Origin of the sequence: Micromonospora sp. NPDC005298, assembly GCF_040607375.1 — a bacterium.
Lineage (GTDB): Bacteria > Actinomycetota > Actinomycetes > Mycobacteriales > Micromonosporaceae > Micromonospora.
In genome coordinates this window covers 690,656-712,009 of record NZ_JBEXGP010000002.1, presented here as the reverse complement: position 1 = coordinate 712,009, position 21,354 = coordinate 690,656, and the positions used below count along the sequence as shown (strand labels likewise).

The following is a 21,354-nucleotide window of genomic DNA, read 5'->3' as shown; positions in this document are numbered from 1 at the left end:
CGCCGCGATCAGGCGGCGCCGGGGCGACGCCCGGTCCCGCGCCTGCCGGTCGTGTCCGGCTCGGGCCGCACCTGCGCGACCACCTCGCAGAGGTCCCGTAGCGGGTCGGTCGCCTGGGTCGAGCAGGCGACCCGTTGCAACAGGGCCCGCAGCGTCGCCGACTCGGCCGGGGTGAGCGCCCCCAGCAGGTGGGACTCGACCTGTCGCAGTGCCTTCCGCCGCTGCTCCCAGGCGTCCCGGCCGAGGTCGGTGACGTCCACCAGCCGGCTGCGCCGGTCGGCCGGGTCCGCCCGCCGGGCGACGAACCCGGGGCGTTCCAGATCGTCGATCAGGTACGTGAGCACCGTGCGGTCGAGGCCGAGTTCCTCGGCGATCGCGCCCTGGTTGCGGGTGGGGCCGTTGACCGCGGCGGTGAGCACCTGGTAGCCGCGTGGACCGCCGGGGAAGTCGGCCAGGGCGTGCTCGGCGGCCCTGACGTGGCCCCGGAAGACGATCCCGAGCATCCAGCCCAGGTCGTCGTCGAGCGGATCGGGCCGGTCCGGCCGGTCGGTGACACCCGTCATGTGACGACAATAGCGCAGCACGGCATACCTTGTTGGCAGCAGATGTTCTGTCTGACATAAGATCGAGCGCATGACGTATTGCGCGGAGCGGGAGGCTCGCAGATGAGCGACTACGGCCACGACCTGGTCTTCGGCTCCTTCACCACGCCCGGCAACGACGACCCGGACCGCACCGTCGGTCTCGCCGTCCTGGCCGAGCAGGTCGGGCTCGACCTGGTGACCTTCCAGGACCACCCGTACCAGCCCCGTTTCCTCGACACCTGGACACTGCTGAGCTTCGTGGCGGCCCGCACCAACCGGGTGCACCTGTCGGCGAACGTCACGAACCTGCCACTGCGCCCACCGGCGGTGCTCGCCCGCGCCGTCGCCAGCCTGGACCTGCTCACCGGCGGCCGGGTCGCCCTGGGCCTGGGGGCGGGCGCGTTCTGGGACGCCATCGAGGCCATGGGCGGCCGACGGCTGACCGCCGGGGAGGGCGTCCGCGCGCTGGAGGAGGCCATCGAGGTCATCCGGCAGATCTGGGACGCCGAGGCGCGCGGCGGCGTCCGCGTCGACGGTGAGTTCCACCGGGTGGTCGGCGCCAAGCGCGGCCCGGCCCCCGCCCACGCGGTGCCGATCTGGCTGGGCGCGTACAAGCCGCGCATGCTGGCGCTCACCGGTCGCCGGGCCGACGGGTGGCTGCCCAGCCTGGGCTACCTCCAGGACGGTGACCTCGCCAGGGGCAACGCCATCATCGACGACGCCGCGCGGTCGGCCGGCCGCTCGCCCCGGGACGTGCGCCGGCTGCTCAACATCTCCGGCACGTTCTCGACTGTCGGACGCGGCCAGCTGAACGGCCCCACCGAGCAGTGGGCGCGCGAGTTGGCCGAGCTGGCGTTGGGCGACGGCATCGGCACGTTCATCCTCGCCAGCGACGACCCCGACGACCTGCGCCGGTTCGCCGGCGAGGTGGCGCCCGCCGTCCGCGAGCTGGTGGCCGCCGAGCGCGAGCGGGGCGCCGCGCCGGCCGCGGTGCCACCGGTGGCCGTCGCGCCCGCCGCGCCCACGACCCGGGCGAGGGTGACCGCCGGCGCGTTCGCCGTGGTGCCGACCCCCGACGACGGACGGCGGCTCAGTGACCGCCAGGTGTGGGACGAGTCGGCACGTCCGACCGGACCGGCACCCGATCCGACGCGCACCTACACCGCCCACGAGCAGGCGAACGGCCAGCACCTGGTGCAGGTGCACGACGGGCTGCGGGGCGAGTTGGCCCAGATCCACGATCTCATCGAGCAGGTCGCGGCCGGTGAGATCGACGCCGGCACCGCCCGATCCCACATCAACACCATGACCATGCGGCAGAACCGGTGGACGCTCGGCGCGTACTGCGAGTCGTACTGCCGCATCGTCACCACCCACCACACGATCGAGGATCAGGCGCTCTTCCCGCGCCTGCGGCGGGCCGACCCCCGGCTGCGCCCGGTCATCGACCGGCTGGAGCAGGAGCACCACGTCATCCACGACGTGCTGGAGGGGGTCGATCGCGCCCTGGTGGCGTACGTCGGAGCGCCGGACGGCCTGGCCGAGCTGCGCGCCGCGGTGAACCTGCTGACCGACACCCTGCTGTCGCACCTCAGCTACGAGGAGCGCGAGCTGGTCGAGCCGTTGGCCCGGTTGGGGGTGAGCTGACCCCGCGTCAGGGGGTTGCCCCCGCACGACTTGAGAGACTACTTTCGAAACATGTCTCTCAAGAATCCGTACGGGGATTTCGAGATCACCGAACCGCAGGCGCTGCGGGCGCTGGCCCATCCGGTCCGGCTCGCCATCCTCGACCGACTCCAGCGGTACGGTCCGGCCACCGCCACCGGGCTCTCGCCGCACGTCGGCGCCACCCCCTCGGTGGTGAGCTGGCACCTGCGGCACCTCGCCACCTTCGGCCTGGTCACCGACGCCGAAGGCACCGCCAGCAAGCGGGAACGCTGGTGGCAGGCAGCCGCCCGGGGCTTCCGCTTCAGCCTGCCCGACGACGCCGAGGGGCAGGCCGCCGGCCGGCAGCTGCGCGGCGAGATGTTCGCCAGGTACGCGGACACGCCGCAACAGTGGCTGCTGCACGAGGAACCCCGGCTGGACGCCGAGTGGCGCGGGCTGGCCGGGGTCGCCGACACCCGGTTCGTCGCCACCCCCGACGAGCTGCGGGAGCTGGAGAGCGCCATCGAGGAGCTGCTCGCCCCGTACGTGCGGCGCAAGGACGACGAGACACCACCGGACGGTGCGCGGATCGTGCGCATGCTGCGCTACCTGCTGCCCGAATCCGTCGACGACACCCCCACGTCATGACCACCGTCGACACCGCGCCCCCGCCGGCCCTGCACCGCGACCGCCGGTTCCGCACCTTCTGGATCGGCGAGACGGTCTCGCAGTTCGGCGACCGGATCAGCGAACTCGCGCTGCCGCTGATCGCGGTCTCCCTGCTCGCCGCGACACCCATGCAGGTGAGCGTCCTCACCGCGCTGATCTGGCTGCCCAACCTGCTGGGCCTGTTCCTCGGCGCCTGGGTGGACCAGCGCACCCACAAACGGCGACTCCTGATCATCGCGGACCTGATCCGCGCGGCAGTGCTGTTCAGCCTGCCGGCGGCGTACCTGTTCGGCGCGGTCACCCTCACCCAGCTCTACCTGGTGGCGCTGCTCACCGGCGTCGGGGCGGTGCTGTTCGCCCTGGGGCACCAGGCGTTCTTCGTCGCCCTGGTGCCCCGGTCGGCGTACCTGGACGCGAACAGCAAGCTCAGCATGAGCCGGTCGCTGTCGTTCATCGCCGGCCCGGCGGTCGGCGGTGGGCTCGTGCAGGCGCTCAGCGCGCCGGTGGCGATCGTCGTCGACGCGGTGTCCTTCCTCGCCTCCGCGCTGCTGCTGCGCCGCATCCAGGTCACCGAGTCGCCCCCGCCGCCGCGCCGGACGTCCACCCTCGGCATGGTCCGCGAAGGGCTCGTGATGGTGCTGCGCCACCCGGTGCTGCGCGCCGCGCTCGGCTGCACCAGCACCGTCAACTTCTTCACCTTCATCGCCTCCGCCCTGCTGGTGCTGTACGCCAGCCGCGACCTCGACCTGTCGGCCGGTGCCATCGGCCTGGCCCTCGGCTGCGGGGCGCTCGGCGGGCTGGCGGGCGCCGCGCTGACCCCCCGCATCGCACGGACCATCGGGCTGGGCCGCACCACGATGATCGGCGTGGTGCTGTTCTCCGCGCCGCTGGCGCTGACCGCGCTCATCACCGGCCCCACCTGGGCGAAGATCGCCATGCTGGCGGCCATCGAGCTGGTCTCCAGCTTCGGGGTGATGCTGATGGACATCAACCTCAACGCCCTGCTGACCGCGGTCACACCCGACGACGCCCGCGGCCGCCGGGCCGGTGCGTACAGCGCCGTCAACTACGGCATCCGGCCACTGGGCGCGCTGGTCGGCGGCGCGCTGGGCACCGCCGTCGGGCTGCGGCCGGCCCTGGTCGTCGCCGGGCTGGGCGGCACACTCGCCGTGCTCTGGCTGCTCGCCTCGCCGATACGCCGCATCGCCAGCCTCGACGAGGCGACGGCGGGATGACCGCCGGTCAGCCGGCCGCCTCCAGCAGCACCCGCGCCAGCTCCGTCGGCTGGGAGAACATCGGCCAGTGGCCGGTGTCCATCGTGACTAGCCGCCAGTGCTCGCTTGCCAACAGGCCGGCGACGGTGTCGTTGGGCTCCGGACCGTCGAGCAGACACTTGACGTACGTCGCCGGCACCTCGCCCAGCGGGCGGTCGAGCACGGCCGGCTCGGTCAACGTCGCCCCCGGGTGCGGTGTGGCGCCATCGCGGAGCCGGGCGATCTGGTCGGCGGTGAGCCCCTGACCGTCGAACTCGGATGCGGCCGGCGGCGGCCAGACGCCGCCGTTGTCGGCGATCAGCGCCTCGAACACCGACTGGCCCTGCCACCAGCCGGACGCGAACGAGCCGCCGTCGACCGGCACCTCCGCGTCGACGAAGACCACCCGGGTCAGCCGGTCGCCGATCCGCTCGGCGGCCTGCCCCACCGGGATGCCCGAGTAGCTGTGCCCGACGAGCACCACGTCGCGCAGGTCACGCCGCTCGATCTCACCCACGATGTCCCGCACGTGGGTCTGCTGCCCGGCGGGGATGTCCCGCTTGTCGGCCAGGCCGGAGAGGGTCAGCGGATGGACCCCGTGCCCGGCAGCGCGCAACGGCGGCACCACCTCGCTCCACGCCGCCGACCCCAACCACGCCCCCGCCACCAGCACGAAATCAGCCATGGCCGGGACCCTAGCGCCGTCGTGTGACAACCCGCCGGCTCAGGACCAGGTGCGCGCCTGCGCCTCGAAGACCTCCGGCGGGCTCTCCACGGGCAGCACGCAGAGCAGGTGCCCGCCGGGCGCCCGCAGGATGCGGCACTCCAGCCACCGCGTCACCTCGGTCGCGCCCAGGCCGATCAGCCGGGCGGTCTCCGCCGCCACGTCGTCGGTCTCGATGTCGAGGTGGTAGCGGGGCGCGTCGTCGACCGCCTGCACGGCCGTGACCAGCCCCGGCAGCGCCTCGTGCAGGCCCACGAACTGCGGCTCCTCAGGATGGGTGCGGGTGGGCGCACCCAGGGCGGCCGACCAGAACTCCGCCGCCCGGGCCGCCTCCGCCTCCGGCGCGTCGATCAGCAACGCGTACACACGGCTTCGATGCATGCGAGGCAGGATATCGACGACCGCGCCGCCCCGCCCGCTCAGCCGTGGTCCAGCGGGGATGGACCGGCGTCGACCGGCATCCGGTAGATCCGGACCGGATAGTCCACTGCCGAATGCCCACCGTTCAGCCCGGCGGTCAGGTGCAGCTGTGCCGCCGGCATCCACAGGTGCCGGTCGGCGTCCAGCCACATCGCGTCCACCCAGGACAGACGGGGGTCGGCGACGAGCGTGCGGACGTCGCCGTCGGGCGCCAGGGCGAGGACCCGCCGCCGCTCCACGTCGCTGAGGTAGATGGTGCCGTCGGCGTCGATCGCCGTACCGCCGGTGCTGGGCGTGTCGCACCACGGCTCCACCCGGCGGGCCACCTCGTCGGCGGACACCGTGGGATCGTCCAGCCAGCGGGTGCCGATCCGGGACATGCCGCCGGAGGCCGGTTGGAAGTACAGCCAGCGCCCGTCCGGCGACACCTCCAGCTGGTCGGCGTGCACGTGCACCTCGGCGCCGGTCGGATCCCGCAGCGCCCGGCCGTCGGCGACCAGAGGGCCGCCCACCGTGCTCGGATGCCCGTCCAACACCCGCCGGCACCGACCCGAGTCGAGGTCCAGCACGATGAGGGCGGGCGCGCCGGCGTCGGTGAGGTACGCGGTGCCGCCGTGGAACCGGACGTCGTCGACGTAGCTGTCCGGGCGTACCGCCTCGTCGAGAGGCAGGATCCGCCGCACCCGGTCGGTGTCCACGTCCACCACGATCAGCCGCGCGCTGCCGGGCACCTGCCGGCCGCCAAGCCGCGGCGCCCCCGAGTCGACGATCCACAGCCGGCCGTCCGGCCCGGCACGCAGCCCGTTGACGTGGACGAACGCGCCGCCCGGCGACTGGCCCACCCGGTTCCACGCGGCGTCCGGGTACGGCCGGCGACCACCGTCCGGCAGCGCCTCCGCCACCTGCACACCCGGTCCGTCCGCCGACGGGTAGCTCAGGAACACCCGGCCCCGCACGGTGGTCACCCCCGTGCACACCCGATCCTCGGTGCGCACCGACGTCACCCGGGGATCCTGCTCGGTGCCAGGCATGGACATCGGCCCGCTCCCCACGCGCCCGGCGGCGTCTCGGCTCCCGTCGGTGGCCGAGGAGACCGGCCACCACCGGCGCGGTATCCCCGGGCCGAGCCCGGCGAAACGCCAGCGGCTCTCACGCCGGGCGGTCGACCAGGGCGGCGAGTCGCTTGGGCGCCAGCACGCAGTAGCTCTCGGTCAGCAGCTCGCCGACCTCGTCCCAGTCGGTGTCGCCGGACAGGACCATGCCCATCACGTTCGGACCCCAGTCCGGCTTGTAGAAGGGGTACCCACACCCCAGGAGACCGGCGATCTCGTCCAGCGGCGAGCGGAAGACCAGCAGGCACGACGGACGGTCGAGCGCGGCGGCGCGCGCGTGCACCGCCTGCCGGGCCGGGTCGACGGTGAGCACGTGGGCGAAGGTCCGTCCGCGGATCCGCCAACGCACGCCCACCCAGGCCGGCTCCTCGTACGTCTCCGGCAACCCACCGCAGATCGGACGCAGTCGGTCGAGGATCTCGGGTTCGACGTCTCCGGGCGCGCTCACGGGCAGGGACGTTAGCGACCGGGTACGACACGTCCACCGGCCGCCGGCGGTGGTGTGCGCCCGGTGGATCCGCCACTATGGGCCGGGGCGACGTCGGGCCGCCGCCCGCGCCGACCCACCCCGTGCCCGCTGAGGAGAACCGTGTCGTCCACCCTGCTCTCCCGCCGTGACCTGGACTTCCTGCTGTACGACTGGCTGCGGGTGTCCCACCTCGTCGAGCGTCCCCGCTACGCCGAGCACTCCCGGGAGACCTTCGACGACGCGCTCGACCTCGCCGAGCGGGTGGCCACCGAACAGTTCGCCCCGCACAACCGGGCCGCCGACCTCACCGAGCCCACCTTCGACGGGCAGCGGGTGCGGCTGATCCCGCAGATCCGGGCGGCCCTGGACAGTTTCGCCGACACCGGTCTACTCACGGCCGGGCTGGACGAGTCCGTCGGCGGCCTCCAGTTGCCACACGCCGTCGCGGCCGCCTGCTTCGCCTGGTTCCAGGCAGCCAACGTGGCCACCTCCGCCTACCCGATGCTCACCCTGGGCAACGCCAACCTGCTGCTGACGTACGGCAGTGCCGACCAGGTGGACACGTACGTCCGGCCGATGCTGGACGGCCGGTTCTTCGGCACCATGTGCCTGTCCGAGCCGCACGCGGGCAGTTCCCTGGCCGACATCACCACCCGCGCCGAGCCGCAGGAGGACGGCACGTACCGGCTCTTCGGCACCAAGATGTGGATCTCCGGCGGTGACCACGAGCTGGCCGAGAACATCGTCCACCTGGTGCTGGCCCGGATCCCCGGCGGGCCGCCCGGGGTCAGGGGGATCTCGCTGTTCATCGTGCCGAAGGTGCTCGTCGGCGCGGACGGGTCGCTCGGCGAGCGCAACGACGTGGTGCTGGCCGGGCTCAACCACAAGATGGGCTTCCGGGGCACCACCAACACCCTGCTCAGCTTCGGCGACGGCAGGCACACCCCGGACGGCCGTCCCGGGGCGGTGGGCCACCTGGTCGGCGCCGCCCACCAGGGGCTGGCCCAGATGTTCCACATGATGAACGAGGCCCGGATCGGTGTGGGGGCCGGCGCGACCGCGCTGGGCTACACCGGCTACCTCAAGAGCCTCGCGTACGCCCGGGAGCGGCCGCAGGGCCGGCTCGTCGGCGCCAAGGACCCGGCCGCGCCGCAGGTGCCGATCATCGACCATCCCGACGTACGACGGATGCTGCTGGCGCAGAAGAGCTACGTGGAGGGAGCGCTCGCGCTGGTGCTCTACTGCGCGCGCCTGCTCGACGAGGAGAGGACCGCCCCGGCGGACGCCGACCGGGAGCGGGCGCACCTGCTGCTGGAGGTGCTCACCCCGATCGCCAAGAGTTGGCCGTCGCAGTGGTGTCTGGTCGCCAACGACCTGGCGATCCAGGTGCTCGGCGGTGCCGGCTACACCCGTGACCACGACGTGGAGCAGCACTACCGGGACAACCGGCTCAACCCGATCCACGAGGGCACTCACGGCATCCAGGCCCTGGACCTGCTCGGCCGCAAGATGACCATGCGTGACGGCGCGGGTCTGTCGCTGCTGACCGAGAGGATCGGGGACACCGTGGCCCGGGGCCGCAAGGCCGGAGGGGAGGCCGCCGAGCTGGCCGACCGGCTCGCCGACGGGGTGGACCGGGTGGTCGCGGTGACGCGTCGACTCTGGGCGGACGGCGACCCGGTGCTCGCGCTGGCCAACGCCAGCGTCTACCTGGAGGCCGTCGGGCACGTGGTGGTGGCGTGGATGTGGGTGGAGCAGGTGCTGGCGCTACCGGACGACGGGGACGCGTTCCACGCTGGCAAGCGGCAGGCCGCCCGCTACTTCCTCACCGTCGAGCTGCCCCGCACCGGCCCGCAGTTCGACCTGCTGGACAGGCGGGACCGGACGGTCCTGGACATGCGTACGGAATGGTTCTGAGCCGACCCGCGCCTCAGCGCTGTCGCATCTGGTGATTGATCGCCTGCCGTCCCTTGACGACAGCGAGCACGATCACCGCGACGAGCGCGATCAGCCCGATGATGGCCAGCCAGCGAACCGCTTCGAGGACCAGCCCGAGCAGGATCAGCACTCCGGCTACGACGCCGACGACCCAGAGCAATGCACGCATCTCGACCTCCCGTGACGGGCCGCCGCGCGACGTGACGACCCCGGGCCCAACCTTCCCGCCCTCGCCATCGCCAAACCCGGCCCGCCCCCACCTCGCGATCTTGCGTCCTCCGCGGCGACGAACAGGACCTACGCCCGCACCGCGACAACAGAACCTGCAAGATCGGCGGGCGGGGCGGGTCAGGGTTGGGCTACGTAGATGGTGTTGGCGGACTGGCCGCCGGTGAGCGGGTTGGCGAACGGTACGACGTGCGCCTGCGTGGTGCCGAACACCTCGCCGAGGGTCGCGGTGAACGCGGCGTCCGGCGGGTCGTCCGACCACAGCGCGAAGACCCCCTCCGGGCGCAGGAGCGCGGCCAGCCGGCGGAGCCCCTGCGGGGTGTAGAAGGGGGCGTGGCTGGGGTGCAGCACGTTGCGCGGGGAGTGGTCGACGTCGAGCAGGACGGCGTCGAACCGTCGTCCGGGCTCGTCGGCGTCGAAGCCGGTGTCTCCGGCGACCGCCGCGAAGAAGTCGGCCTGGGCGAACCGGGTCCGCGGATCCTCGGCCAGCCCCGCGGTGAACGGCAGCAGCCCGCGCCGGTGCCAGTCGATGACGTCCTCGATCGCCTCGACCACCAGTAGCGACCGGACTCTCGGGTCGTCCAGCGCGGCCTTGGCCGTGTAGCCGAGGCCGAGGCCGCCGACCACGACGTCCAGCGCGTCGCCGGTCAGCGCGGCGAGGCCCAGCCGGGCCAGCTCGATCTCCGCGACGGGGAAGAGGCTGGACATCAGGTACTCGTCGTCGAGCTTGACCTCGTACACCTCGACCTGGAGTGCCGGGTCGAGACGCCGACGCAGGCTGATCTCGCCGATCGGGGTCTCCCGCCAGGCCAGCTCTTCGAAACGCGCGCCCACGGTGCCCTCTCGCCGCCGGATTCGTCCCCGGATGGTACCGGTCGGGGCCGCGACGGCCACGCAGGGTCCACGGGACATCGACGCACCGCATATCCTGTGCCCGGCCGATCCGATGGGAAGGGACCTCATGCCGTCGCGGCAGGACCAGCTGCACTCCTACCAGTTCAGCGTCCAGCGGGCGGTCGCCGCCCTGGTCATGCGGGAGACCGATCCCGCGCAGTCGCCGTTTCGACGGTTGGCGGGTGCCGGCCTGGCCAGTGTCCTCGTCGCGGTGATCGGCCTGGGCGGCTCGGCGCTGTACGGCCTGTTCGCCGGTGGCGGCAAGGGGTGGCGTGACCCGGGCGCGGTCATCGTCGAGAAGGAGTCCGGCGCCCGGTTCGTCTACCGCGAGCAGAAGCTGCACCCCGTCCTCAACTACGCCTCGGCGCTGCTGATCGTCGGCGCGGACACCTCGAAGACCGTGCTGGTCTCCCGGCGGTCGATCGACGGCGTGCCGCGCGGGCTGCCGTTGGGCATCGCCGACGCACCGGACTCCCTGCCCGCAGCGGGCCGGCTGGCGGCCACGGGGTGGACGGTCTGCTCGGCCGTCCCGGGTGGTCCGGACGGCGAGGCGCCCCGTTCCGCGCTGCTGATCGGCACCGAGCCCGGCGGCGGACGGCCGCTGGGCGACGACGCGCTGCTGCTGCGCCATCTCGACGGTGGGCTGCACCTGGTCTGGCACCAGCGGCGCTACCTGGTCCGCGACGCGAACCGGGTGCTGGCGGCCCTGGCCACCACCCGTACGCGCGCGGTGCCGGTGGCGCCCGCCCTGCTCAACGCGCTGCCCGCCGGCGTCGACCTGGGGCCGCTCGACCTGCCCGATCTGGGCCGGCCCAGCACCGGCGTGCCGGGTGCCACCGTCGGTCAGGTCTACCTGGTGCGCAATTCCGGCGGCGGTCGGCAGTACGCGGTGGCGCTCGACGCCGGGTTGGCGGGGATCACCGAGTTGCAGGCCGGGCTGCTGCTGGCCAGCACCGCGCAGGGCGAGCCGACGTCCATGACTCTCGGTCAGTTCGCCGCGCTGCCCACGGTGCCCGATCTGACGCCGAGCGGCCCGACGGCCCCACCGCCGGTTCCGCCCCGGCTCGCGGCCGCCGACGGCGCGGGCCTCTGCACCCGCGTCGGCGACGACGGCGGGGTGGGCGAGGTGCGCTGGGGCGTACCGCTGCCGGACCTGGCGGCCGTGCCGCGGACCGCGCCGGCCGGCGGCGTGGTCCTGGCCGACCACGTGGTGGTGGAGCCGGGTCGCGGCGCGGTGGTGGAGGCCGCGCCGGCGCCGGGCGCGTCCGGGGGCACGGTGTCCGTGGTCACCGACCTGGGCCGGCGGTACGTGGTGGCCGACCGGGCCGTCCTCGCGATGCTCGGCTACCGCGACGTGCGCCCGGTGCGGCTGCCGGCTGGCCTGGTGAGCCTGGTGCCGGCCGGCGCGACCCTGGATCCGGCTGCCGCGCGGGCCGTCGCCGCCCCCGGTTGAGCAGGGGCCGGGTCAGTCGGCCGGGCGGCGCAGGACGCTGACCGCGAAGTCCGCGTCGTCGCGCCACGGCCGCAGGTCCCAGGTGGCGAAGCGGTGTTCCAGGCGCAGGCCGGCGGCGACCGCGTCGGCGTCGAACGCGGTCAGCGGGTAGCCGCGTTCGGTGCCGAAGCCGACCGCCAGGACGCCGTCCGGGCGCAGGTGCCCGGCGAGTCGGCGCAGCACCTCCGGCTCGGTGCCGACGGCGACGAACGCGAGGACGTTGCCGGCGAGTACGGCGGCGTCGAATGGTTCCGCCTCGCCCAGCGCCGGCAGGTCCAGCTCGGCCAGGTCGGCGACGAGCCAGCGCGGGCCGGGGTGGTCGGCGCGGGCGGCCTGCACCAGCGCGGGGTCGGCGTCGACGCCGACGACGGTGTGCCCGCGCTGGGCCAGTGCGGCGCCGACCCGGCCGGTGCCGCTGCCGGCGTCGAGGATGCGCGACCCGGGTACGACGAGCGCGTCCACCAGTCGGGCCTCGCCGGCCAGGTCCGCGCCCTCGGCGGCGAGTTTGCGGAACCGGTCGATGTACCACTGCGAGTGTTCGGGTCCGGTGTCGGTCGCCCAGCGGGTCGGGTTGGCCATACGGTCACGGTAGCCGGGCCGGCGGGGCCGCGACGGGCGGCCCGGGGAGCCGGCCCGGCTACCGGTGGATCGCTCAGCCCTTCTCCGCGCCGCTGGTCAGCCCCTCGGTGAGCAGCCGTTCGCTGGCGAAGAAGAGGATCACGATGGGCAGGGTGAGGACGACCGATCCGGCCATCAGCACCGTCTTGGGCACCTCCACGCCGTCGGCGAGCAGCGAGAGCCCCAGGGACACCGTCCACCTGTCGGGTTTGTCGACCAGGAACAGCAGGGCGAAGAGGAACTCGTTCCAGGCGATCATGAAGTCGTAGAGCGCGACCGCCATGATCGACGGCATGGCCAGGGGCAGGCTGACCCGGCGGATGATGCCGAGCCGGCCGGCGCCGTCGATGGCGGCGGACTCCTCCAGGCTGACCGGGATGGTCTCGAAGTAGTTCTTCAGCATGTAGACCGAGACCGGCAGGGTCTGCGAGATGTAGACCAGCACCAGCCCGAACAGCGAACCGCGCAGCCCGGCCCGGGTGAAGACCACGAACAGCGGGATCGCGATGACGATCGACGGGAACAGGTAGACCGCCAGGAACAGGAAGTCCACCTGCCGCCGGCCGAAGAAGCGCAGCCGGGCCACCGCGTACGCCCCGGGGATCGCCACCACCAGGGTGAGCGCCGTCGCCGCGACCGCCACCAGGCCGCTGTTGCGGATGAAGGTGAGGAACCCCTGGCCGCCGTCGGCGGTGGCCTTGAGCACCTCGGCGTACGTGGCGACGGTCAGCTCACCGAAGCCGACCACGAGTGCGCCGGGGTCGAGCAGCAGCCGCTCGATGGGGCGTACCGACAGCACCAGCATGTAGTAGAAGGGGAAGACGGTGACCACCAGGAACGCGGCGATCACCAGGCGGCGCAGCCAGCGCAGGCTCACCGTCTCGATCACGTCCCGGTCCATCAGCTCACCCTCCGTCCGAAGAAGCGCAGGTAGATCAGCACGAACACGATGAGCACCACGGCCAGCACGACCGCCTGCGCGGCCGCGGCCCCGATGTCGGTACGCGCGGTGAGGAACTCGTAGACCCGGACGCTGACCACCTCGGTGCCCGCCGCACCACCGGTGAGCAGGTAGACGTCGTCGAACTTGTTGAACGTCATGATGAAGCGCAGCACGCCCAGCAGGGCGATCACCGGCAGCAGTTGCGGCAGCAGGATGTGCCGGAACCGCTGGGTGGGGGTCGCGCCGTCGACCCGGGCGGCCTCCTCCAGCTCGCCGGGCACCGCCTGGAGGCGGGCCAACAGGAAGAGGAACGCGAACGGGAAGTACCGCCACGCCTCGAAGACGATCACCGTGGCCAGGGCCGTCGACTCCTGGGTGAGGAACGGCACCGGGGCGTCCCAGCCGAGCAGCCGTTGACCCCAGTGGTTGACGATCCCGAGCTGCGGGTCGAGCATCACCTGCCAGACGAACGTGACCGCGACCACCGGCGCCACGTACGGCAGTAGCATGGATGCCCGGACCAGGGTGCGGCCCCGGAACGGCCGGCGGACGACCAGGGCGGCGAGGAGGCCGAGCAGGATCGACCCGACGGTGCCGCCGATGCTGTAGAGCAGCGTGACCCACAGCGTGTCGGCGAAGCCGGGGGTGTGCAGCACCCGGTCGATGTTGTCCATGGTGAACTCGCCGAACAGGCCGGTCTTGCGCAGCGTGGCGAGCCGGACGCGTTGGAAGGCGAGCACCACGGTCCACACGATCGGGATGCCGATGACCGCGATGGTGACGAGCAGGGTGGGTGCGACGAGCGCGAGCCCGGCACGGGATTCGCGGCGACGCAGGGTCAGTGGTCGGCGCCGTGGGGGCTCCGGCCGCTCCCGGGTGGGGGAGCGGCCGGGGCCGGGCGCGGTGGTGGTCAATTGACGCCCGACTTGATGGCGTCGACGTCCTTCTTGGCCCGTCCGGCGGTGGCCGCCGGGTCGGACTTGCCGGCGATGAGGTCGCCCAGCACCTTGGGTACCGGTAGTTCGCCGAGCATGGCGCCGACCAGCTTGCCCTGGCCCTGGGTGAGCCCCCACCGGCCGAAGGTGTCCGGGCTGCGGCGCAGGGTGGCCAGCACCTCGTCGCCGTACACGTCGGCGAGGGGCTTCTTGGCGTCCACGCCGGCCTGGCTGGTGTTCCAGGCGGTCAGGTACGCCTCCGGGTCGGCCGGGGTGCCCTTGCGCACCGGGAAGCGGCCCTCCGGGGACATGCCGAACCAGCGCGGGTAGCCGTCGCCGAGCATGTACTCCACGAAGGACTTCGCCGGGTCGGCTGCCGCGCCGTCCAGCACGGACCACGAGCTGATCTCGCCGTACTGGGCTGGTTCGGTGCCGTTGGGGCCCTTGATCGCCGTGACGAACCCGCTGTTCTTCGCGAGGAACGCCGGGTCGGCCTGGCACTGGGGGCAGGTCGGCTTGGCGTCGTTACGCAGCCCGGCCAACTCGTCGAGGATGAACGGCGACCAGATCACCATCGCCGCCTTGCCGGCGAAGTAGGTGGCCCGGGTGGTGTCCACGTCCTGTGCGCCCTTGATCGAACTGGTGCGGATCAGGTCGCCGTAGAAGCGGAACGCCTCGACGCACTGGGGTGAGTCCAGGGTGACCTTTCCGGAGTCGTCGGTGAGTTGGCAGCCGTTGGCAAGCGCCAGGTGCTCGAACGTCTGCTGGGTGAACACGTCACTGGGGGCGGTGGCCGCGGTGATCCCGGCGACGCCGCCGGTGTTCAGTTTCGCGGCGGCGTCGGTGATCCGTTCGTACGTGTCGGGGGCGGGCAGGCCGGCGGCGGCGAACAGGTCCTTGCGGTAGACGAGCAGCTGCCCCCATCCGTCGCTGGGGACGGCGAGTTGTTTGCCGTCGTCGGCGGTCAGCTCCAGCGCACGCGGCGAGAACGTCTGCCTGCCCAGCTTGTCGACGACCTCCGCGTTCGCCGAGGCGTGCAGGAGCTCGTTGCCGGCGAGCGTACGGATGCCGGCCAGGGAGACCGAGCCGACCACGTCGGGCAGGTCGCCGGCGGCGGCGTTTGCCGCGATCAGGGAGGGGAACTGGTCCTCGTTGACGGTGACCAGGTCGACCTGGATGCCGGTCTTGGCGGTGAAGTCGGCGACGATCGCCTTGGTGGCGGTGACGCGGTCGGCGACGTCTTCCAGGCTCCAGACGGTGATCTTTTTGCTGTTGCTGTCGAATTCGTCGTCTCCGCAGGCCAGCAGGGTGGATGCGGTCAGTGCCATGATCAGGGTGGTGGCGAGTATCCGCCTCGGAGGTGCTGACATCGGTGGCACTCCTCTCGAAGGGTACATACAGGATCCAACACCTTCGATAGATCAATGACAAGACATATAGCGATTTTTTGCTATCCTGGAGCCCAGTGCTACCGGGATGTGACACATGGGCAACTGGGTGGTCTCTCTCTCCGGGCCTCGACGGATCAGCCTCGAGCCCTGCCCCCCGGATCCGCTCGGCCCCGGCCAGGTCCGGATCCGCACCTGCTACTCGGGCATCTCCGCCGGCACCGAGCTGACCCTCTACCGGGGCAGCAATCCCCGGCTCAGCAAGGACTGGGACGACGCCGCCCGGATGTTCGTCCCCCGACAGACCCCGGTGCCCTACCCGCTGATCGGCTTCGGCTACGAGGAGGTCGGCGAGGTCGTCGAGGTCGCGCCGGAGGTCACCGACCGGCACCCGGGGCAGCTCGTCTGGGGCATCTGGGGGCACCGGGCCGAGGCGGTGCTGGCCGCCGACGCGGTCCGTCCACTCCCCGCCGGGCTGGACCCGCTGGCCGCCGTCTTCGCCCGCCCCGGCGCCATCGCGCTGACCGCCGTCCTCGCCGCCGACCTGCACCTGGGCGACTGGGTCGGTGTCTTCGGCCAGGGCGTCATCGGGCTGCTCGCCACCCGACTCGCCGTGCTCTCCGGCGCCCGGGTGGTGGCCGTCGACCGAATGCCCGGCCGGTTGGAGCACGCCGCCCGCTACGGCGCGCGGAGCGTCGTGGACGCCGGCGCCGAGTCCGCCGCCGCCGTGCTGCGTCGCGCCACCGACGGTCGGGGGGCGGACGTCTGCCTGGAGTTGTCCGGGGCGTACCCGGCGTTGCACGAGGCCATCCGCTCGACCACCCACGCCGGCCGGGTGGTGGCCGCCGGTTTCTACCAGGGCCAGGCCGACGCGCTCGGCCTCGGCGAGGAGTTCCACCACAACCGCATCCAGTTGGTGGCCGCCCAGGTCTCCGGCCCCACCCCCGCGCCGAGCATGGCCGGCCGGTGGACCGGAGACCGGGTGGCGCAGACCTTCATGGACCTGGTGGCTGAGCGCAGCGTCGACCCGTTGCCGCTGGTCAGCCACATCGTCGACGCCAGCGCGGTCGCCGACGCCCTCGCGCTGCTCGACCGCGGCGCCGGTGACGTCCTCCAAGTGGTGTTGAGGTTCTAGATGACCACCATCGCGCTGGCCTGCCAGGAACACCTCCTGCCGGGCACCAACCTGATCCAGAAGTACGCCCTCGCGGCCGCCCTCGGCTACCAGGGCATCGAGCTACGCGGCGGGGGCGACCTCGCGTTCGCCCGCCGGCTGCCCGAGCTGCGCCGCGCCCGCGCCGCCGGGGTGGTGATGCCCACCGTCTGCGTCGACATGGACCACTTCATCGGCGACTTCGACCCGGCCCGCTCCGCCGACGCGGTCCGCAACCTGCGCTCGCAGCTCTCGGTGATCGCCGAGCTGGGAGGTGTCGGGGTGATGACACCGGCCGCCTGGGGGATGTTCTCCCGGCGACTGCCGCCGTTCGAGCCGCCCCGCCCGCCCGCCGGCGACCGACAGGTCCTGCTCGACGCCCTCGGCGAGCTGGGCGAACACGCCCGGGCCGAGGGGGTCACCCTCTTCCTGGAACCCCTCAACCGGTACGAGGACCACATGGTCAACCGGCTCGACGAGGCGGTCGCCCTGTGCGCTGCGCTCGCGCTGCCCTCGGTGCGGGTGGTCGCCGACACCTTCCACATGAACATCGAGGAGGACGACGTGCACCGGGCGCTGCGCGCCGCCGCGCCGTACCTCGGGCACGTGCAGGTCAGCGACTCCAACCGTTTCCAGCCCGGCGCCGGGCACCTGGACTGGCCGGCGCTGATGCGGACCCTGCTGGAGCTGGACTACCGGGGCTGGCTGGCCCTGGAGTGCCGGTTGCGCGGTGACCCGGTCCGCGCCCTGCAACAGGCCGCCACGGTCCTGCGGCACGCGCTGCCCCGGCGGGCCGCCGCATGAGCGCCGAGGTCGGGCCGGCACGCGTCGGCGGGACCGCCGTGGCCCGTACCGGTGGTCCCGCCGACCCGGCCGGGCTGCGCCGGCTCGCCATCGACACGCTCGACGCCAACTGGGAACACGGCCACACCGTGCCGTCGCGCACCCTCTACCCGCACCAGTGGAGCTGGGACTCCGCGTTCATCGCGGTCGGCCTGGCCCAGGTCCGCCCCGAGCGGGCCTGGACGGAGCTGGACAGCCTGTTCCGGGCGCAGTGGGCCGACGGGCGGGTGCCGCACATCGTGTTCAACCCGGCGCTGCGCGTCGGCGCGTACTTCCCCGGGCCGGAGCTGTGGCGTTCGGCGGACGTCGAGGGCGCGCCGCCCGTGCACACCTCTGGTCTGGTCCAGCCGCCGGTGCACGCGCTCGCCGCGTTGCTGGCGTACCGGCGGGCGCCCGGGCAGGCCAGCCTGGCCGCGTTGCGCCGGCTCTACCCGGCGCTCGTCGCCCAGCAGCGCTACCTGGCCGGACGGCGGGACGTGGTGGGCGACGGGCTGGTCTGCGTCGTGCACCCCTGGGAGTCCGGACTGGACAACAGCCCGGCCTGGGACGAGCCGATGGCCGCGATCGACGCCGAGGCGGTCGTCATGCGGGCGTACCGTCGGCACGACACCGCGCACGCCGACGCCGCGCACCGCCCCACGGACCTGGACTACGCGCGGTACCTGGCGATCGTCGCCGCCTACCGGGACCACGGCTACACCGACCGGAGCCTCGCCGAGCGCCACCCGTTCCTGGTGGAGTGCCCGCTGTTCAACGCGGCGTTCGGCGCGGCGGAACACGCGCTCGCCGAGATCGCCGCGCTGGTCGGCACCGACCCCGGGCCGCACCGGGTCCGCGCGGCCCGGATCACCGAGGCGTTGGTACGCCGGCTGTACGACCCGGACACCGGTACGTTCCAGCCCCGCGACCTGCGCACCGACCGGCTGCTCGGCGCGCGGACCGTGCTGGGGCTGACGCCGCTGATCCTGCCCGACCTGCCCGCCCGGCAGGTCGACGCGCTCGTCGTCGAGGCGACGTCGGCGCGCTTCGGGGTCGCCCGGCGGATGGACCGGCCGCTGCCCAGCCACGACCGCACCGCGCCGGACTTCGAGCCGCTGCGCTACTGGCGTGGGCCGAGCTGGCTGAACGTCGGCTGGCTGGTACGTCGGGGGCTCGCCGCGCACGGGCGTCCGGACCTGGCGGCCGGGCTGCGCGAGTCGATGATCGGCCTCGTGGTCGGTGCCGGATGCCACGAGTACTTCCACCCGGACACCGGCGTCGGGCTGGGCTCACCGGCGTTCGGATGGACCGCCGCGCTGCTGCTCGACCTGCTCGCCGACGAGCCGACGCGCTGAGCGGCCCCGCCGCCCGTGGTAGCGTCCCCGCCCCAACGGTCGGGGGAGACACGGCGTGGCGGAGATCGACAAGGTGGCCTGGATTCTCGTCCAGGACGGGCTGGTGCTCAGCACCCGCTCCCGGGGCAAGGACGCCTGGTACCTGCCCGGCGGCAAGCGCGAGCCGGGGGAGACCGATCTGGAGACCCTGCGCCGGGAGATCGACGAGGAGTTGAGCGTCGCCGTGGACGTGCGCGACGCGGTGCACCTGGGCACGTTCACCGCCCAGGCGCACGGGCACGCGGCCGGCACCACCGTCCGGATGACCTGCTACCGCGCCGGGTACGAGGGGCGCCTGCGGCCGGCCGCCGAGATTGCCGAGATGGCCTGGCTGGGGTACGCGGACCGGCACCTGACCTCCCCGGTCGACCAGATCATCTTCGATCACCTGCGGTCGGTGGGTCTGCTGCGCTGAGAGCCGTTTGCCGAGGGCCTGCCCGGGTAAGCGCGGGACCCGTGGCGGACAGGAGGACGGCGTGCGGTTCCCCCGCTTCATCGACGCGGTGTCCCGGCGCTCCGGGCTGCCGACCGAGCAGGCTGCCGTGGTGGCGCGTGCCGTCCTGCAGACGATGGCCGAACGGGTCACCGGCGGCGGGAACCACGACCCCGCCGGTCAGCTCCCTGACGAACTCCACCCCTACCTGCGCGGCCCGGACCGCGCGCCGGCCGTGTCGGCCGCCACCGCCGGGCCGGCGGAGTTCCTGCGGCGGGTCGCCGATCGGGCGGGTGTCGACGAGGCGGCCGCCCGGGCCGGCACCGGGGCGGTGTTCGCGACCTTGCGCGAGGCCGTCACGGTGCGCGAGTTCCGGCAGATGGTGGACGCCGTAGCCCGTGATCAGGAAGGCGGCGTGACTCCCGCCGTCCCGCCGTCCGTCGGGGAGTGACCGCGCCACCCCTCGGCCCGGACGACGAGCAGGACGTCACCCCTGCCGGTGGGCAGTGGCCCAGCCCGTGAAGCGTTCGACCAGCTCAGCCGACGACCCCGACCCGCCAAGGTGGACGGCTGCCTCCTCGCGCAGCGTCGCGAGGCGCACCAGCAGCGCGGGGTGATCGTCGCGGTACTCGGCGAGCAGGCGCAGCTTCGCGGGCGAGCAGGGCCAGGCGATCCCGCACGCCCGGCAACGCCAGGTGGGCCGCGCGGGCAGGTGGTCCGGGCGGCGGCTCACACCGCCACCCGTCGGGGTACGGCTGGGCGGCGGCGCGGCGGCGCGGGCGGGCCCGGCAACAGGTGCGCGCCGGCGGGCATCAGGAACAGCTCCCGGCGGGCCACCGCGTCCCCGTCGCGCCCCAACTCGTAGCACTCGATCCAGACCCAGCCGTGGTACGTGTGCCACTCGGTCAGTACCCGGATCACGCGTACCGTGATCGGCCTGACGAACTGCGGGCTCGCGTCCCGGGTCAGGCGCAGCACGTCGCCGGATCGGATCGTCCGCGCCCGCACCTGCACGTCAGGTCCCGCCGCTCCCGGGGCGGGCCTCGTGCGTTCGTCCGACATGGATTCCCCTCGCGTCCGGTGTTGGAAGGGGGCCCGGCCTCGGTGCTCGCGTCGGGTCGACCGGGCCCCCGCTACGAACGCGCTCGGCGGGCTTCGTACGCCTCCACCGCTCGCGCCGTCTCACCGACTAGCCTTCCGAGGGTTGTCGAACAATCACACAGCGTTAGATGATTTCTTCGGAACGCTCCATTTGCTCCCGAAGGGACGCGGGTATGAACCATGCATTCGTCGCGGCACTCGCCGAAGCCTCCGAGACGGCCGAGAGCCTCGCCTGTCGCATGGGGATCCACCCGAAGACGGTGGCCCGCTGGGCAAACCCGGGACGTGTCCCGCAGACCCGACATCGTGCCGAGGTGGCGAAGATCCTCCGCAAGGACGTGGTCGACCTGTGGCCGGACGTCTTCAACCGCCGGGAGCCGGTCTGGTTCCGGCCGTGGGTCGACATCGAACGCGAGGCGGTCGCCCTGCGCGCGTTCCAACTCGCCTGGGTGCCGGGCCTGCTCCAGACCGAGGCCTACGCCCGCGCCACGTTCCGCGGCCAGCCACTGGCACCGGACCAGGTGGACGAGCTGGTGGCGGCCCGCATCGATCGGCAGGCCATCCTGACTGGTGATCGAGGGCTGCTCTTCGTCGCGGTGCTGGACGAAGGGATCATTCGCCGGCCAGCCGCCGGAGACCGCGCTCTCATGGCCGAGCAACTGGCCCACCTCGTGGCCTGTGCCGATCTACCGAACGTCCAACTGCATCTCGTGCCGCACGACACCCCGACCTATCCAGGACTCGACGGGCCGTTCACGCTCGCGGAGTTGCCGGACGGAACGCGGGTGGCGCATGTGGACAGTCAGGCGCGCGCACAGATCCTCGACCAGCCATCTGACATTGCTACCCTTGAGCGGCGCTGGGAGCGCATCCGGGGCGAGGCCCTTCCCCGAGGTCGATCCTTGGAACTTCTCGAAGAGGCGGCGAGATCATGGACGTGACCGGCGCACGGTGGCGCAAGAGCACCAAGAGTGGCGGCAACGGCGGTGACTGCGTCGAGGTTGCCGACAGTCTGCCCGGCGTCGTCCTGGTCCGTGACACGAAGAACCGTGACGGCGGCACTCTCGCGTTCGCCCCGACAGCGTGGCGGACGTTCGTCACCCAGATCGCCGCGCGCTCCTAGAGCGTCTGTGACCT

Annotated in this window: 25 protein-coding genes; 12 read left to right on the top strand and 13 right to left on the bottom strand. The window is 72.8% G+C overall.

The genetic code is table 11. The annotated features are described in order from the left end of the window. Positions 1-8 precede the first annotated feature (8 nt). Positions 9-563 (bottom strand): MarR family winged helix-turn-helix transcriptional regulator, encoded by a 555-nt coding sequence (locus ABZS77_RS08045; protein WP_354819008.1) that lies wholly within the window; start codon positions 561-563, stop codon positions 9-11. Between the two features lie 102 nt (positions 564-665). On the opposite strand from ABZS77_RS08045, the gene ABZS77_RS08040 reads away from it, so the two are divergent. From ABZS77_RS08040 to ABZS77_RS08030, 3 genes are read left to right on the top strand one after another with little or no spacing between them, the layout of a single operon-like run. Beyond that, positions 666-2,231 (top strand): LLM class flavin-dependent oxidoreductase, encoded by a 1,566-nt coding sequence (locus tag ABZS77_RS08040; RefSeq protein WP_354819005.1) that lies wholly within the window; start codon positions 666-668, stop codon positions 2,229-2,231. A 51-nt stretch (positions 2,232-2,282) separates the two neighbouring features. Further along, entirely contained in the window at positions 2,283-2,879 is a 597-nt protein-coding gene (locus ABZS77_RS08035; protein WP_354819002.1) for a helix-turn-helix domain-containing protein, read from the top strand. Then, the gene (locus tag ABZS77_RS08030; protein WP_354819000.1) at positions 2,876-4,135 is read left to right on the top strand and encodes an MFS transporter; all 1,260 of its coding nucleotides are present in this window, start codon (positions 2,876-2,878) and stop codon (positions 4,133-4,135) included. The genes ABZS77_RS08035 and ABZS77_RS08030 overlap by 4 nt, the downstream gene beginning before the upstream one ends. Before the next feature lie 7 nt (positions 4,136-4,142). On the opposite strand, the gene ABZS77_RS08025 is transcribed toward ABZS77_RS08030, so the two are convergent. The 4 genes from ABZS77_RS08025 to ABZS77_RS08010 form a co-directional block, all read right to left on the bottom strand. Further along, positions 4,143-4,838, bottom strand: coding sequence for an alpha/beta hydrolase (locus tag ABZS77_RS08025; RefSeq protein ID WP_354818997.1), 696 nt, complete (start codon positions 4,836-4,838; stop codon positions 4,143-4,145). Between the two features lie 39 nt (positions 4,839-4,877). After that, positions 4,878-5,258 carry a VOC family protein gene (locus ABZS77_RS08020; protein WP_354818994.1) on the bottom strand — a complete coding sequence of 127 codons (381 nt, stop codon included), beginning with the start codon at positions 5,256-5,258 and terminating at the stop codon, positions 4,878-4,880. Between the two features lie 38 nt (positions 5,259-5,296). Continuing rightward, the gene (locus tag ABZS77_RS08015) at positions 5,297-6,334 is read right to left on the bottom strand and encodes an L-dopachrome tautomerase-related protein (RefSeq protein WP_354818991.1); all 1,038 of its coding nucleotides are present in this window, start codon (positions 6,332-6,334) and stop codon (positions 5,297-5,299) included. A gap of 112 nt (positions 6,335-6,446) precedes the next feature. Next, on the bottom strand, positions 6,447-6,857 hold the full coding sequence (locus tag ABZS77_RS08010) for an MmcQ/YjbR family DNA-binding protein (RefSeq protein WP_354818988.1): 411 nt from the start codon (positions 6,855-6,857) through the stop codon (positions 6,447-6,449). 141 nt (positions 6,858-6,998) lie between these two features. On the opposite strand from ABZS77_RS08010, the gene ABZS77_RS08005 reads away from it, so the two are divergent. Beyond that, entirely contained in the window at positions 6,999-8,795 is a 1,797-nt protein-coding gene (locus tag ABZS77_RS08005) for an acyl-CoA dehydrogenase (RefSeq protein ID WP_354818985.1), read from the top strand. A 13-nt stretch (positions 8,796-8,808) separates the two neighbouring features. Here the strand turns inward: ABZS77_RS08005 and ABZS77_RS08000 are convergent, their stop codons facing one another. Together ABZS77_RS08000 and ABZS77_RS07995 are read right to left on the bottom strand one after the other, a co-directional pair. After that, positions 8,809-8,985, bottom strand: coding sequence for a hypothetical protein (locus ABZS77_RS08000; RefSeq protein ID WP_354818982.1), 177 nt, complete (start codon positions 8,983-8,985; stop codon positions 8,809-8,811). A 179-nt stretch (positions 8,986-9,164) separates the two neighbouring features. Then, positions 9,165-9,878: a spermidine synthase gene (locus tag ABZS77_RS07995; protein WP_354818979.1), complete on the bottom strand. Its 714-nt coding sequence runs from the start codon at positions 9,876-9,878 to the stop codon at positions 9,165-9,167. 127 nt (positions 9,879-10,005) lie between these two features. Between ABZS77_RS07995 and eccB the strand changes: the two genes are divergently transcribed. Next, positions 10,006-11,391 carry a type VII secretion protein EccB gene (eccB, locus tag ABZS77_RS07990; RefSeq protein WP_354818976.1) on the top strand — a complete coding sequence of 462 codons (1,386 nt, stop codon included), beginning with the start codon at positions 10,006-10,008 and terminating at the stop codon, positions 11,389-11,391. 12 nt (positions 11,392-11,403) lie between these two features. Here eccB and ABZS77_RS07985 read toward each other — a convergent pair whose 3' ends face one another. From ABZS77_RS07985 to ABZS77_RS07970, 4 genes are all read right to left on the bottom strand, one after another. Continuing rightward, positions 11,404-12,009, bottom strand: coding sequence for a class I SAM-dependent methyltransferase (locus tag ABZS77_RS07985; RefSeq protein WP_354818973.1), 606 nt, complete (start codon positions 12,007-12,009; stop codon positions 11,404-11,406). A 73-nt stretch (positions 12,010-12,082) separates the two neighbouring features. Beyond that, positions 12,083-12,949 (bottom strand): carbohydrate ABC transporter permease, encoded by an 867-nt coding sequence (locus ABZS77_RS07980; RefSeq protein ID WP_354818970.1) that lies wholly within the window; start codon positions 12,947-12,949, stop codon positions 12,083-12,085. Beyond that, positions 12,949-13,905 (bottom strand): sugar ABC transporter permease, encoded by a 957-nt coding sequence (locus ABZS77_RS07975; RefSeq protein ID WP_354818967.1) that lies wholly within the window; start codon positions 13,903-13,905, stop codon positions 12,949-12,951. Before ABZS77_RS07975 ends, ABZS77_RS07980 begins: the two co-directional genes overlap by 1 nt. Beyond that, a complete protein-coding gene (locus ABZS77_RS07970; RefSeq protein WP_354818964.1) occupies positions 13,902-15,296 on the bottom strand; it encodes an extracellular solute-binding protein in 1,395 nt (464 codons plus the stop codon). Before ABZS77_RS07970 ends, ABZS77_RS07975 begins: the two co-directional genes overlap by 4 nt. A gap of 115 nt (positions 15,297-15,411) precedes the next feature. On the opposite strand from ABZS77_RS07970, the gene ABZS77_RS07965 reads away from it, so the two are divergent. The 5 genes from ABZS77_RS07965 to ABZS77_RS07945 all read left to right on the top strand — a co-directional run bounded on the left by ABZS77_RS07965 (position 15,412) and on the right by ABZS77_RS07945 (position 19,567). Further along, entirely contained in the window at positions 15,412-16,449 is a 1,038-nt protein-coding gene (locus ABZS77_RS07965) for a zinc-binding alcohol dehydrogenase (protein ID WP_354818961.1), read from the top strand. Next, entirely contained in the window at positions 16,450-17,271 is an 822-nt protein-coding gene (locus ABZS77_RS07960) for a sugar phosphate isomerase/epimerase family protein (protein ID WP_354818958.1), read from the top strand. It abuts the gene before it with no gap. Beyond that, positions 17,268-18,644 (top strand): hypothetical protein, encoded by a 1,377-nt coding sequence (locus tag ABZS77_RS07955; protein WP_354818955.1) that lies wholly within the window; start codon positions 17,268-17,270, stop codon positions 18,642-18,644. The genes ABZS77_RS07960 and ABZS77_RS07955 overlap by 4 nt, the downstream gene beginning before the upstream one ends. Positions 18,645-18,699: 55 nt before the next feature. Further along, positions 18,700-19,098 (top strand): NUDIX domain-containing protein, encoded by a 399-nt coding sequence (locus ABZS77_RS07950; RefSeq protein ID WP_354818952.1) that lies wholly within the window; start codon positions 18,700-18,702, stop codon positions 19,096-19,098. A gap of 61 nt (positions 19,099-19,159) precedes the next feature. After that, positions 19,160-19,567, top strand: coding sequence for a DUF2267 domain-containing protein (locus tag ABZS77_RS07945; protein ID WP_354818949.1), 408 nt, complete (start codon positions 19,160-19,162; stop codon positions 19,565-19,567). A gap of 36 nt (positions 19,568-19,603) precedes the next feature. Here the strand turns inward: ABZS77_RS07945 and ABZS77_RS07940 are convergent, their stop codons facing one another. Together ABZS77_RS07940 and ABZS77_RS07935 are read right to left on the bottom strand one after the other, a co-directional pair. Next, positions 19,604-19,849, bottom strand: coding sequence for a flavin reductase (locus tag ABZS77_RS07940; RefSeq protein WP_354818946.1), 246 nt, complete (start codon positions 19,847-19,849; stop codon positions 19,604-19,606). Next, a complete protein-coding gene (locus ABZS77_RS07935; protein ID WP_354818943.1) occupies positions 19,846-20,178 on the bottom strand; it encodes a hypothetical protein in 333 nt (110 codons plus the stop codon). Before ABZS77_RS07935 ends, ABZS77_RS07940 begins: the two co-directional genes overlap by 4 nt. A 212-nt stretch (positions 20,179-20,390) precedes the next feature. Here ABZS77_RS07935 and ABZS77_RS07930 point away from each other — a divergent pair, with 212 nt between their 5' ends. Both ABZS77_RS07930 and ABZS77_RS07925 read left to right on the top strand, forming a co-directional pair. Further along, entirely contained in the window at positions 20,391-21,158 is a 768-nt protein-coding gene (locus tag ABZS77_RS07930; RefSeq protein WP_354818941.1) for a DUF5753 domain-containing protein, read from the top strand. After that, positions 21,149-21,340, top strand: coding sequence for a DUF397 domain-containing protein (locus tag ABZS77_RS07925; RefSeq protein WP_354818938.1), 192 nt, complete (start codon positions 21,149-21,151; stop codon positions 21,338-21,340). The genes ABZS77_RS07930 and ABZS77_RS07925 overlap by 10 nt, the downstream gene beginning before the upstream one ends. The last annotated feature ends 14 nt before the right edge of the window (positions 21,341-21,354 follow it).

What these genes read in the sequence shown, in the direction of transcription:
- ABZS77_RS08045 (WP_354819008.1), bottom strand. Translation starts at nt 563, where the DNA reads ATGACGGGTGTCACCGACCGGCCGGACCGGCCCGATCCGCTCGACGAC.
- ABZS77_RS08040 (WP_354819005.1), top strand. Translation starts at nt 666, where the DNA reads ATGAGCGACTACGGCCACGACCTGGTCTTCGGCTCCTTCACCACGCCC.
- ABZS77_RS08035 (WP_354819002.1), top strand. Translation starts at nt 2,283, where the DNA reads ATGTCTCTCAAGAATCCGTACGGGGATTTCGAGATCACCGAACCGCAG.
- ABZS77_RS08030 (WP_354819000.1), top strand. Translation starts at nt 2,876, where the DNA reads ATGACCACCGTCGACACCGCGCCCCCGCCGGCCCTGCACCGCGACCGC.
- ABZS77_RS08025 (WP_354818997.1), bottom strand. Translation starts at nt 4,838, where the DNA reads ATGGCTGATTTCGTGCTGGTGGCGGGGGCGTGGTTGGGGTCGGCGGCG.
- ABZS77_RS08020 (WP_354818994.1), bottom strand. Translation starts at nt 5,258, where the DNA reads ATGCATCGAAGCCGTGTGTACGCGTTGCTGATCGACGCGCCGGAGGCG.
- ABZS77_RS08015 (WP_354818991.1), bottom strand. Translation starts at nt 6,334, where the DNA reads ATGTCCATGCCTGGCACCGAGCAGGATCCCCGGGTGACGTCGGTGCGC.
- ABZS77_RS08000 (WP_354818982.1), bottom strand. Translation starts at nt 8,985, where the DNA reads ATGCGTGCATTGCTCTGGGTCGTCGGCGTCGTAGCCGGAGTGCTGATC.
- eccB (WP_354818976.1), top strand. Translation starts at nt 10,006, where the DNA reads ATGCCGTCGCGGCAGGACCAGCTGCACTCCTACCAGTTCAGCGTCCAG.
- ABZS77_RS07985 (WP_354818973.1), bottom strand. Translation starts at nt 12,009, where the DNA reads ATGGCCAACCCGACCCGCTGGGCGACCGACACCGGACCCGAACACTCG.
- ABZS77_RS07980 (WP_354818970.1), bottom strand. Translation starts at nt 12,949, where the DNA reads ATGGACCGGGACGTGATCGAGACGGTGAGCCTGCGCTGGCTGCGCCGC.
- ABZS77_RS07970 (WP_354818964.1), bottom strand. Translation starts at nt 15,296, where the DNA reads ATGTCAGCACCTCCGAGGCGGATACTCGCCACCACCCTGATCATGGCA.
- ABZS77_RS07965 (WP_354818961.1), top strand. Translation starts at nt 15,412, where the DNA reads ATGGGCAACTGGGTGGTCTCTCTCTCCGGGCCTCGACGGATCAGCCTC.
- ABZS77_RS07960 (WP_354818958.1), top strand. Translation starts at nt 16,450, where the DNA reads ATGACCACCATCGCGCTGGCCTGCCAGGAACACCTCCTGCCGGGCACC.
- ABZS77_RS07955 (WP_354818955.1), top strand. Translation starts at nt 17,268, where the DNA reads ATGAGCGCCGAGGTCGGGCCGGCACGCGTCGGCGGGACCGCCGTGGCC.
- ABZS77_RS07935 (WP_354818943.1), bottom strand. Translation starts at nt 20,178, where the DNA reads ATGTCGGACGAACGCACGAGGCCCGCCCCGGGAGCGGCGGGACCTGAC.
- ABZS77_RS07930 (WP_354818941.1), top strand. Translation starts at nt 20,391, where the DNA reads ATGAACCATGCATTCGTCGCGGCACTCGCCGAAGCCTCCGAGACGGCC.
- ABZS77_RS07925 (WP_354818938.1), top strand. Translation starts at nt 21,149, where the DNA reads ATGGACGTGACCGGCGCACGGTGGCGCAAGAGCACCAAGAGTGGCGGC.